This window comes from Kitasatospora sp. NPDC048722 (assembly GCF_040650235.1).
Taxonomy (GTDB): Bacteria; Actinomycetota; Actinomycetes; order Streptomycetales; family Streptomycetaceae; genus Kitasatospora.
In genome coordinates, this window is record NZ_JBEZGX010000004.1 from 255383 (window position 1) to 267056 (window position 11674).

6 protein-coding genes are annotated in these 11674 nt (G+C 74.6%); 3 read left to right on the forward strand and 3 right to left on the reverse strand.

The features are described from left to right. Positions 1-329: 329 nt before the first annotated feature. Together ppsA and AB0C76_RS05885 are read right to left on the reverse strand one after the other, a co-directional pair. Positions 330-2693: a phosphoenolpyruvate synthase gene (gene ppsA / locus AB0C76_RS05880; protein ID WP_359960276.1), complete on the reverse strand. Its 2364-nt coding sequence runs from the start codon at positions 2691-2693 to the stop codon at positions 330-332. Between the two features lie 280 nt (positions 2694-2973). Then, entirely contained in the window at positions 2974-5898 is a 2925-nt protein-coding gene (locus AB0C76_RS05885) for a cation-transporting P-type ATPase (RefSeq protein ID WP_359960279.1), read from the reverse strand. A gap of 386 nt (positions 5899-6284) precedes the next feature. Between AB0C76_RS05885 and AB0C76_RS05890 the strand changes: the two genes are divergently transcribed. Then, a complete protein-coding gene (locus tag AB0C76_RS05890) occupies positions 6285-7001 on the forward strand; it encodes an ABC transporter ATP-binding protein (protein ID WP_359960281.1) in 717 nt (238 codons plus the stop codon). 3 nt (positions 7002-7004) lie between these two features. Further along, positions 7005-9938 (forward strand): FtsX-like permease family protein, encoded by a 2934-nt coding sequence (locus AB0C76_RS05895; protein WP_359960284.1) that lies wholly within the window; start codon positions 7005-7007, stop codon positions 9936-9938. A 108-nt stretch (positions 9939-10046) separates the two neighbouring features. Here AB0C76_RS05895 and AB0C76_RS05900 read toward each other — a convergent pair whose 3' ends face one another. Beyond that, entirely contained in the window at positions 10047-10745 is a 699-nt protein-coding gene (locus tag AB0C76_RS05900) for a hypothetical protein (RefSeq protein ID WP_359960287.1), read from the reverse strand. Positions 10746-10952: 207 nt separating this feature from the next. On the opposite strand from AB0C76_RS05900, the gene AB0C76_RS05905 reads away from it, so the two are divergent. Then, on the forward strand, positions 10953-11555 hold the full coding sequence (locus tag AB0C76_RS05905; RefSeq protein WP_359960290.1) for a TetR family transcriptional regulator: 603 nt from the start codon (positions 10953-10955) through the stop codon (positions 11553-11555). Positions 11556-11674: the final 119 nt, after the last annotated feature.

Below are 11674 nucleotides of genomic sequence, written 5' to 3' on the forward strand. Positions count from 1 at the left end.
CCTCTCACTCGGCACCGCGCACGCCGAGACCGCGGGCGACTGCTCCGTGGCCAAGGTCGAATACTCCGTGGACGGTGGCCACACCTGGAGCGCGGCCCGCCGGACGAGCGAGCCGCACGGCGTCCTCGACGTCCGGCTCGCGGCGGAGCCAGGGGCCGGCTGCGCCTGCAAAGTCTCGCTGGCCTCGTACGACACCGAGGGCCCGACGTGGTCTACGGCGTCGGCGGTGCGGCCCTGCTCGCCGCCGGCACGGGCGCCCTGGTGGCCGCCCGCCGCCGGGCCGCACGCCGCTGACGCTCCCGCCCCTGCGGCCTCCCGGGCCGAACGGCTCAGTCCGCCGCCTCGGCGGCGGCCACCGCCCGCTTCACGGCGGCGAAGCTGTCCGGGGTGACGGAGATCGAGTCGATCCCGGCCTGCACCAGGAAGCGGGTGAAGTCCGGGTCGTTGCTCGGCCGTTGGCCGCACAGGCCGACGTGGCGACCGGCCGCGTGGGCGGTCGCGATCAGCGATTCGATGCTGCGCGTGACGGCCGGGTTCCGCTCGTCGAAGAGGTGGGCGAGCAGGCCGGAGTCCCGGTCCACGCCGAGGGTGAGCTGGGTGAGGTCGTTGCTGCCGATCGAGAAGCCGTCGAAGCGCTCGGCGAACTGCTCGGCGAGCAGGATGTTCGACGGGATCTCCGCCATCACGTACACCCGCAGGCCGTTCGCGCCGCGCGTCAGCCCGTTGTCGGCCATCACCGCGAGGACTTCGTCGGCCTCCTGCGGGGTGCGGCAGAACGGGATCATCACGACCACGTTGGTCAGCCCGAGTTCGTCCCGCGCCCGGCGGAGCGCCCGGCACTCCAGGGCGAAGCCCTCGCGGTACCCGGGGTCGTAGTAGCGGCTCGCGCCGCGCCAGCCGATCATCGGGTTGGCCTCGGCGGGTTCGAAGGGCGTGCCGCCGATCAGCCGGGCGTACTCGTTGGTCTTGAAGTCGCTGGTGCGCACGACGACGGGGTCCGGCCAACGGGAGGCGGCGATGCGGGCCACGCCGTGGGCGAAGCGGTCGACGAAGTAGTCGGTGCGGTCGGGGTAGCCGTAGGTCAGCTCGTCGACCAGCCGCCGGTCCTCGACCGACAGCCGCTCGGGGTGGACGAGGGCCATCGGGTGGATCCGCACCTGGTGGGCGACCACGAACTCGGTGCGGGCCAGCCCGACGCCGTCCGCGGGCAGCCGCCACCATCGGAACGCGGCGCCCGGGTCGGCCAGGTTGAGCATGACCTTGGTCCGGGTGGCCGGCAGGGAGCCGAGGTCGGTCTCGGTCGACTCGTACGCGACCCGGCCCGCGTAGACGTGGCCCTCCGCGCCCTCGGCGCAGGAGACCGTCACCTCCCGGCCGTCCGTCAGCACGGCCGTGGCCGAACCCGTGCCGACCACCGCCGGCACACCCAGCTCGCGGCTGACGATGGCCGCGTGCGACGTGCGCCCGCCGTGGTCGGTGACGATCGCGGCGGCGCGCTTCATCAGCGGCTCCCAGTCCGGGTCGGTGATCGACGTGACCAGGACGGCCCCCTGCGGGAAGCGCTCCAGCCCGACCGGCTCGGCCAGCGCGCACACGGGACCGGCGCCGATCGCCTCGCCCACCGCGATGCCGTCCACCAGCGGGTCCCCGGTGCCGGTCAGCCGGAAGCGGCGCAGCACCTCGCCACGGCGCCGGGACTGGACGGTCTCCGGCCGGGCCTGGACGAGGAAGAGCTGCCCGCTGATGCCGTCCTTGGCCCACTCCAGGTCCATGGGGCAGCCGTAGTGCTCCTCGACGGCCACCGCCCACTCGGCCAGCGTGCGGATGTCGCCCTGGCCGAGCACCGGGCGCATCCGCTCCGGCGGGTCGGTGTCGACGGTCGTCGTGGAGCCGTTCTCGGCGTACACGGCCTTGCGGCGCTTGGCTCCGAGCTGCACGTTGACCACCGGGTCGAGGTGGTGGTCCTTGAGCGTCGGTTTGAACACCGTGTACTCGTCCGGGTCCACCTGGCCGCTGACCACCGTCTCGCCCAACCCCCATGCGGCGCTGACGACCACGACGCCGGGGAAGCCGGTCTCGGTGTCGAGCGTGAACGCCACGCCCGCGCCCGCGAGGTCGGAGCGGACCATGAGCTGGACGCCGACCGACAGGGCGATCGAGAGGTGGTCGAAGCCCATCCGCTCCCGGTAGTCGATCGCCCGGTCGGTGAACAGCGAGGCGAAGCAGCGGCGGCAGGCGTCCAGCAGCGCCTCGGCGCCGCGCACGTTGAGGAACGTCTCCTGCTGGCCTGCGAAGCTCGCCTCCGGCAGGTCCTCGGCGGTGGCGCTGCTGCGCACGGCGACGTCCGGGTCCTCCCGTCCGGCCTCGTGGGCGAGCTGCTCGTACGCCGCCACGACGTCCTGTCCGAACGCGAGCGGCAGGGGAGAGGCCAGGACGGCGGTGCGGATCGCGGTGCCCACCTCGGCCAGCGGGGCGCCGCCGTGCAGCCGGTCGACCTGCTCGGTGATCAGCTCGCGCAGTCCGCCGGTGCCGAGGAGTTCGCGGTAGGCGTCGGCGGTGGTGGCGAAGCCGTCCGGCACCCGGACCCCGGCGGGGCCCAGGCCGTTGATCAGCTCGCCGAGCGAGGCGTTCTTGCCGCCGACCAGGCCGACGTCCTCCCGGCCCAGGTCGCGGAAGCGGATGACACGGCGCATGGCGTCCTCCAGACGCGCTGGCAGGGTGCCCCCGCGCCCGTCGGACGCGTCGAGGGCTCCGTCCCTGCCACTGTCCGCCCGGCACGGCGGCGCAGGGCAGGGCCGCAGGCCCCCGGCCGCGGGCCCGGTCGGTCGTTCCACCGGGGCCGTTCGGCCCAACCGGCCCGCCGGGCGGCGTCCAGCCGCGGGTGAGCACCTCGCGGGCGCCGTGGGCGCCGGCGACGAGCACCGTCACCAGCCCGATCACCACGGCGGCGGACACGCCCGGGCGACCCGGGCTTCACGGCGCCCGGTGCCCGTGCTGGGCGGAGACACGGTGGGCGTGCGCGACGATCTCGGCGGCCGCGCGCTCCCCGACGCCGAGCGCGTGGGTGAGCCGGTGGGCGCTCCAGCCGTGCCGGGCGAGCAGGACGGGCAGTGGGTGGTGCGGGGTCTGCTCGACGGGAACCGGTACGGGCTCGGGCGGCACGGCGGGCGCCGGTGCGGCCGTCCGGTGCCGGACGACCGCGCGGCGCAGTTCGTCCGCGCCCCAGACCAGGAACGGGAACGGCGCCACGGTGAGCAGTTGGGCGGGGGAGAGGGCCGCCGTGCCGAACACGCCGTGCAGCGCGGGCAGATAGACGATCGCGGCGGCGAACGTGAGCGAGAAGCCGATGCCGCCGAGCAGCTGGCGGTTGGTGAACACGCCGACGGCCCGCAGCGGGGCCCGGTCGGTGCGGGCGGCGAAGGCGGTGCCGATCTGGCAGGTGACGATGCCCAGCCACGCGACGGTGGTCGCCTGTTGGTAGGGCAGGTGGAGCGCGGTGCCGGGGCCGGTCGGGTCGCCGGGGTGCCAGCCGCCGAGGCGGAGGGTGAGGAAGTAGCCGCCCATGACGAGCGCGGCGGAGATCAGGCCCAGGAAGCCCCATGCCCGGGCGAGCATGGCGGGCCGGATCACCCGCTCCGAGCGGGGCCGGGGCGGCCGGTCCATCAGCCCGGGTTCGGCGTGCTCGCGGGCGAGGGCGAGGGCCGGCAGGGTGTCGGTGCCGAGGTCGATGGCGAGGATCTGCATCACCGTCAACGGGAGCGGCACGGCGCCGCCGGCGAGCGCGAAGACCAGGAACGGGACGACCTCGGGGACGGCGTGGGTGAAGATGTACACGATGAACTTGCGGATGTTGTCGTAGGTGCGCCGACCCTCCTCGACGGCCGCCACGATGGTCGCGAAGTTGTCGTCGGTGAGCACCATGGTGGCGGCCTCGCGGGCGACTTCGGTGCCGGAGCGGCCCATGGCGACGCCGATGTCCGCGCGGCGCAGTGCGGGCGCGTCGTTGACGCCGTCCCCCGTCATGGCGACGGTGTGTCCCTCGGCCCGCAGCGCGTCGGCGATCCGCAGCTTCGCCTCGGGCGAGGTCCGGGCGAAGACCACCTCCTCGCCCTGGGCCAGCAGCGCGTCCAGGCGGTCGTCGCCCAGCGCGTCGAGCTCGGTGCCGGTGACGATGCGCATGCCGCGCCGACCGATGCCGACCTGCTCGGCGACGGCGGCGGCGGTGAGCCCGTTGTCGCCGGTGACCACGTGCACGGTGATCCCGGCCCGGTGGGCCCGGCGGATGGCGTCCGCCACCTCGGGCCTGGGCCGGTCGGCCATGGCGACCAGGCCGATCAGGCACAGGTCGTGCTCGGCGTCCTCGCGCCGGGCCGGAGGTGGTTGACCGGGTGCGAGCGGCCGGCGTGCCACGGCGAGGACGCGCAGTCCCCGGGCCGCCAGCCGGCCGACGGCGTGGACCACCTCGGTGCGGTCGGCGGGGGTGAGCGGCCGCGCGGTGCCGCGGTCGAGCAGGCGGGTGGCGTGGGTGAGCACCTCCTCCGGGGCGCCCTTGGTGTGCAGGACGATCACGCCGTCGCGGGCGTCGGCGGTGGTCATCAGCTTGACGTGCGGGTCGAACCGGAACAGCGCGCGGCGCTCGTGCTCCCGGCGCTCCGGCGGGAGGCCGGCGCCGAGGCGGGCGGCCAGGTCGAGGAGGGCGAGTTCGGTGGGGTCGCCGCGGCCGGCCGCCGGATCGGCGGTCGTACAGGTGGCGGCGGCGTCGGCGAGTGCCAGGGTGCCCTCGTCCGGCGCGGGTGCCGTCCCGCCCGGGTCCGTACCGGGGGTCCACACCGCGGTGACCCGCATCCGGTTCTCGGTCAGCGTGCCCGTCTTGTCGGTGCAGATCGCCGTGGTCGACCCGAGGGTCTCCACGGCGGACAGCCGCTTGACCACCGCGCCGCGCCGGGCGAGGTCGCGCACACCGGAGGCGAGCGCGAGGGTGATCGTCGGCAGGAGGCCCTCGGGCACGTTGGCGACGAGCAGGCCGATGGCGAAGGCCACCGCCGCGCCGAGCGGGAGACCCGCGGCCAGGCCCATCGGGAGGAACGCCAGGCCGACCCCGATCGCGATCACGGCGATCAGCCGGGCGACCCGCTTGACCTGCTGTTCCAGCGGGCTCTCCTCGCGACGGGTGCGCTGGCTGAGCGCGGCGATCCGGCCGAGCTCGGTGTGCATGCCGGTCGCCGTGACGACCGCCCGAGCCTGACCGCCGGTGCACGCGGAGCCGGAGAACAGGAGGTCCCGGGCGTCCAGGAGCGGACCGGAGTCGTCCGAGAACTCGGCGGAGCGGAACACCGGCACGGACTCGCCGGTCAGCGTCGAGAGGTCGACCTCCACCCCGCCCGACAGCAGCCGCGCGTCGGCCGAGACCCGGTCGCCCTCCTCCACCACCAGCACGTCGCCCGGTACGAGGTCGGTCGCGGGCACCGGCCGTGAGAGGCCGCCCCGGATCACCGTCGCCTCTTCGGGTAGGAAGCCGGCCAGGGCCTCCACCGCGCGCTCGGCCTGCCGCTCCTGCGCGAAGGCGAGGGCGGCGTTCAGGACGATCACCGCCACGATCGCGGCCGCCAGGTTCGGAGCCCCGCTCACGCCCGCCAGTACGGCGGCGAAGGCGAGCAGCAGCGCCAGGGGGTGGGTGAACTGGCGGGCGAGCTCGCGCGGCCAGCGACGGGCCTCGCGCCGTGCGAGCGCGTTGGGCCCGTACACGGTCCGACGCCTCGCGGCCTCGCGCTCGGTGAGTCCGCCGGGCGAGGTCCGCAGGGCGCGGAAGAGGAGACCGAGGGGCTCGCGCGGGTCGGGGGCGCCCTCACCCGGACCCGGCGGGGCGGCCTGGAGGGCGGTCCGGCCCTCGCCGGTCACGGTCGGCCCCGGTCCTGCACGGTGGATCCGGGCGCCGGCGCGGGGCGTTCGCCGATCGTCATCTCGTCCTCCACCGGGTGGTGCGGTTCCCCCTCGGCACCACCGTAGGAACGGGCTCCGCCCCGGCATCAGGGCCGACCGGCCCCCTCGGCCGGGGGCCGTCCGCACCCGCCGCAAGCACCCGGTCGGGCCTGCGCGGCGCGCCCGAGGACCCCTGCCCGCCTGCCGCGGCGGCGACCAGAGTGGGAGACGAGCCCGATTCCCGAGGAGGTGGCGGAGATGATCCGCATCAAGGTCGTCACCCGGCCCCGCCCGCAGCAGCCCCCGGCCCTGGACCTGCGCACGCCGTCCGGCAGGCCGCTGCGCTACTGACACCGGGAACCGCCGTGAACACCCGAAGGCCGCTGCTGGCCGCGACCGGCGTCCGCAAGGTCTACCGCACCGGGACGGTCGAGGTGACCGCCCTGCGCGACCTCGACCTGACCGTCGGGCACGGGGAGCTGGTCGGCGTCATGGGTCCGTCCGGTTCGGGCAAGACCACCCTGCTCAACTGCCTCTCCGGCCTCGACGACATCGACGCCGGCCGGGTCGAGGTGGACGGCCGCGACCTGTTCGCCATGTCGGACGCCGAACGCACCGAGCACCGGGCACGGGCCATGGGCTTCGTCTTCCAGGCCTTCAACCTGATCCCCGTCTTCACGGCGGCCGAGAACGTCGAACTCCCGCTGCTCCTCACGGGCACCGCACCCCGCGAGGCCCGCGCCCGAGCGATCGGCATGCTGGAGCGGATCGGGCTCGCGGACCGGGTGGCGCACCGCCCGAGCGAGCTGTCCGGCGGAGAGCAGCAGCGCGTCACCATCGCCCGGGCCCTGGTCGCGCGCCCGGCCGTGGTCTGGGCTGACGAGCCCACCGGGAACCTGGACAGCGCCATGGCGGCACAGGTGATGGACCTGTTGACGTCGCTCAACCGGGACGAGGGCCAGACCATCGTGCTGGTCACCCACGACGAGGCGATCGGGCGCCGCCTCCCCCGCCTGGTGCGGATGCGTGACGGCCGTCTGGTCTCCGACCACCGGAGGGCCGTACTGCAGGACGCGGGCTGAACCGTGTACCCGAACCTCTTGGTGCCGGTGGTGGGTTCGGTCGCCGTTGCCCTGCTCGCCCTCGCGCTGATCGCCGTGCGCCAGCCCGTGGTCCGCCGCCTGGCGCTGCGTCAGGTCGCCCGGCGCCGCACCGAGGCGGCCCTGGTCGTCACCGGCTCCGTGCTCGGCACCGCGATCATCGTCGGCGCGCTCGTCGTCGGCGACACCCTGAACTTCTCGGTCCGTCAGCAGGCGTACCGGACGCTCGGCCCGGTCGACGAACGGATCGTCGCCACCGGTGCCGCCGGACGGGCCGTGGCGGACCGGCTGCACCCGCTCGCCACCGATCCCGAGGTCGACGGCGTGCTCACGGCCCGGGTGGCCCAGGCGTCCGCCGCGAACCCGGGCGGCCCCGGGCCGGTCGCCGAACCCCGGGTGCTCGCCTGGCAGATGGACCTCGGCGCGGCCGGCCGCTTCGGCGCGGCCGGCGGAGGTTCCGGCCTGAACGGACCGACACCGGGTCCCGGCCAGGTGGTGCTCAACGAACCCCTCGCCCGCTCGCTCCGGGTGGACAGCGGGCAGACGATCACGCTCTACCTCTACGGACGACCGGTCGACTACCGCGTCGAGCGGGTGGTGCCGCAGCAGGGCCTGGCCGGGACCGGCCTCGGTGGCCGCGCGAACCGCGACGCGTTCCTGCCGCCGGGTGCCCTGGACGCCGCGGCCGCCGCCGCTGGCGCGGAGCCCCTGTCGGTGACGGTGGTCTCCAACCGCGGCGGTGTGGAGGGCGGCGAGAAGCTCACCGATCCCGTCACCGCGAAGATCCGCACCGCCCTCGGCCCCGATGCGGCCCGCACGGCGGTCGACGCCCCCAAACACGCCGTGCTCCAGGAGGCCCGGCGGACCGGGGACACCCTCGGGGCCCTGTTCCTCATGATCGGGAGCTTCAGCATCATCGCCGGCGCACTGCTGCTGGTGAACATCTTCGTGATGCTCGCCGAGGAGCGGAAGCCGCAGCTGGGCATGCTCCGGGCGGTCGGCCTCAAGCGCTCGCGGCTGGTCGGCTCCTTCACCCTGGAAGGCGCTGTGTACGCCCTCGCCGCCGTGGTTCCCGGAGTGGCCGTGGGAGTCGGTGTGGGCCGGGGCGTCGCGCTGATCGCCGCCCGGGTCTTCCGCGGCTGGTCGGCGGACGGTGGCGGGCTCTCCATCGCCTTCGCGGTCACGCCCACCAGCGTGCTCAACGGCGCCGCGATGGGGCTGGCGATCGCGCTGGCCGCGATCGCCGTCACCAGCGCCCGGATCAGCCGCTTCAACGTCATCGCCGCCATCCGCGAGCAGCCCGCGGGAACGGGCCGCGGGCCCCGCCGCCGGATCCTGGTGCTCTCCGGCGCGCTGGCCGCGCTGTGCGCGGTGGCCGCCGTTCCGGCCATCGCCCGCAGCCAGGCGGAGCAGACCTACCTGTTGCCCGCACTGGCCGTCGCGTTCGCGGTGCCGGTGGCTCTCCGCAGATGGCCGCGCCGCGCGGTCGCCAGCATCGCCGCGGGTCTCGTCCTCGTCTGGTCCCTGACCGCCAGCGTGGTGCGCCCGCGCGTGTTCGACACGCCGTCGATGGCCGTGTACGTGATCCTCGGCAGCCTCGCCGCCTTCTCCGCGGTGGTCCTGGTCAGCGAGAACCAGCAGGTCCTGCTGCGACCGTTGCGCCGGGTCATGGCGCGTCCCACCCAGCAGGGCCTCGCCCTGCGGCTGGCCGCCGCCTACCCGCTGGCAAAGCGCTTCCGCACCGGCTCGACCCTCGTGATGTACACGCTCATCGCGCTCGTCCTGGTGCTGCTCACGGAGATATCCGGCCTGGTGAACGCCAGCGTCGGCCAGGCCACCAGGGACGCGACCGCCGGCTACACCCTGCGGGTCGACTACAACCCGCAGGCGGCAGGCGGCGATCCGCTCACCGCCCTGCGCACCGGGCCGCTCGCGAGCCAGGTCACCGCGTTCACGCCGCTGCTCGGCGCGCGCGGGCAGGCGACCGATCCCGGGCACCGCACCACGCGGCCACTGGACACGGCGGTCGTCGGCGTGCCGGACGGCGCGCTCACGGACATCACGTTCCGGGACCGCCTGCCCGGGCTCCCGGACGACCGGGCGGTGTGGCAGGCGCTCGCCACCCACTCCGAGTACGTGGTGGTGGACGGCGTCTTCGGCTCCACCGGCGGCCCGCCGGGGAAGTTCTTCGCCCCCGGTGACACGCTCACGCTCACCGACCCCGGTACGGGGCGGTCCGAGCAGAAGGTGATCGCCGGCGTCCTGAAGAGCGGGCTCGCGTTCTACCCCGCCGACGGGAACAGCGCCACCAGCTACCCGTTGATCGCCGGCGAGCGGGCCGTGGCCCAGCAGTTCGGCGCCGACGCGCGGACCGCCAGTGCCCTGGTCCGCACGGCCCCCGGGGTCTCCCCGGAGGCGACGGCCGGCCGCCTCCAGGGCGAGCACCTCTCGGCCGGGCTGGTGGCCAGCCCGATCGCGGCCGACGTGCACCGCCTGTTCGCCGCCAACACCGCCTTCTTCCAGCTGATGCAGGGATTCCTCGCCCTCGGCCTGCTGATCGGGATCACCGGCCTCGGCGTCGTCATGGTCCGGGCGGTCCGGGAGCGCCGGCGCACCATCGGCGTGCTGCGCGCCCTGGGCTGCCAGGCGCGGACGGTCGAACGCTCGTTCCTGTGGGAGAGCGGCTTCGTCGCCCTGGAGGGCGTCGTGCTGGGCAGCGTCCTGGGCGTGCTCACCACCTGGCTGATGTACCAGCGGAGTTCCGCGTTCGCGGGCCTCGAAGGCGGCTTCCCGATCGAGTGGTGGTCCATCCTCGCCCTGGTCGGCGCCACTCTGCTGGCCTCCCTGGTGGCCGCACTCGGCCCGGCCCGGCACGCGGCCCGGATCAGGCCGGCACTCGCGGTGCGGGTGTCCGACTGAGCTCCACACCGCGACGGTGGCCTTACCCGGCTCGCTGCACGCGCGGCGGGGCCGGCGGAGGTCCTGCGCCTGCGTGGACACCGTATCCGGCCGTCCACGGCGCTCGCTTCACTGCAGGATGTTGATCGCACGGGCGATCACCAGGGCGGCCACGACGAGGGAGGTCGCGGCCTCCGCCATCATCAGCAGCTTGGCCCACCTCCTGATAGCGGAGACGTCGGTGGGGCTGAACGCGGTGGCGGTCCAGAAGGCCAGCGACAGGTAGTCGGCGAAGTGCGGCACCCAGTCGGCCGGTGCGTGGGCGCCGTGCTGCATTTCGGGGAAGACGAACGCCGGTTTCGCGGAGGGCTGGTGGGCGCGGGCGGCGGCGCCGCCGCGGTCCAGGTCCCAGTACCAGAGCGCGAAGGCGATCACGTTCGTCGCCCAGGCCACTCCGCCGGTGGCCAGCAGGCCGGTGGCGTTGTCGGCGAACAGCTTGTTGTTGCTCAGGATGTCCGCCACCAGGCGGACACCCACGTACAGGTTCGACACGGTGACGAAGGCGATCAGGGCCTCGGTGACCACCCGCAGCCAGGTCCTCTGACGGTCGATCCGTCCCGGGTCACCGGCGATCAGTACCGCCAGCAGCGTGAACATGACCGCCGGGGCCACCCATGCGGGGTCCAGCCGGTATGCCGCGGGCAGTGCCACGTGGAGCACGGCGGCCGTTGCGATCGCCGTCGCGACCGGCCACCAGTGCTCGCCGCGCGCGGCGGCCGGACCGGCTGTCGCCGGCGGCTGATCGGCCGGGCCGGGGCTTGGTCGCATGCCTCATTGTGACCTCCCGGGCCCTGGTGTGCCGCTCGCGGGGCCCGCCGGCCCCGCGAGCAGGGGACCCGGGCGACCGCACGGCCCGACCGAACAGGTTGCGGCCGCTCACCGCAGGGCGCAGCAGGTGCGGTGTCCCCGGCGACCGTGACGCCCGCCGACCGGGGACGGCCAACCGGCCGGTTGGCTGCTTCGTATCCTGGGCGCATGGCATGGGATACCACGAAGACCAAGCGGCTGCTGCTGGAGGCGGCCGTGGAGGAGTTCGCCGCGCACGGGCCCGAGGGCGGGCGGATCGACCGGATCGCGGCTGCGGCAGGGGTCAACAAGGAGCGGATCTACCCGTACTTCGGCGGCAAGCGGCAGTTGTTCGACGCCGTGGTCCAGCGTGAACTGGAGCAGCTCGCCGCCGCCGTGCCGATGGAGGAGGACGGGCGGCCGGTGGAGCTTCCGGAGTACGCGGGCCGCGTGTTCGACTACCACCTCGCCCACCCCCATCTGCTGCGCCTGCTGCAGTGGGAGGCGCTGTACGGGGAGGTGGCCGCTCCGGTCGCGGGCGAGGAACTGCGGGCCGCCTACTACGCCGAGAAGGTGAGCGCCCTCGCTCGCGCGCGCGGGGAGGGGGCGGACGCGGTGCGGGGCGGCGTGCCGCTGTCGCCGGGGGACCTGCTCTATGCCGTCGTGGCGCTGGCCGGCTGGCAGTTCGCCGTGCCGCAGCTGGCCCGGATGATCCTCGGCGGGACGGCCGACGAGGATCCGGCCGCGAGGCGGGCGGCCGTTGTGGAGCTGGTGCGCAGGCTCGGGGTCTGAAGCGTTCCGGGGTTCAATTCCAACCAGCTGGTTGGAATAACTGGCGCCGATCATTGGGCCTCCCCGCCGAGCGGCACCCCGACACCTTCGACACCTGCGGCAACCTCTTCGGCGCCGCC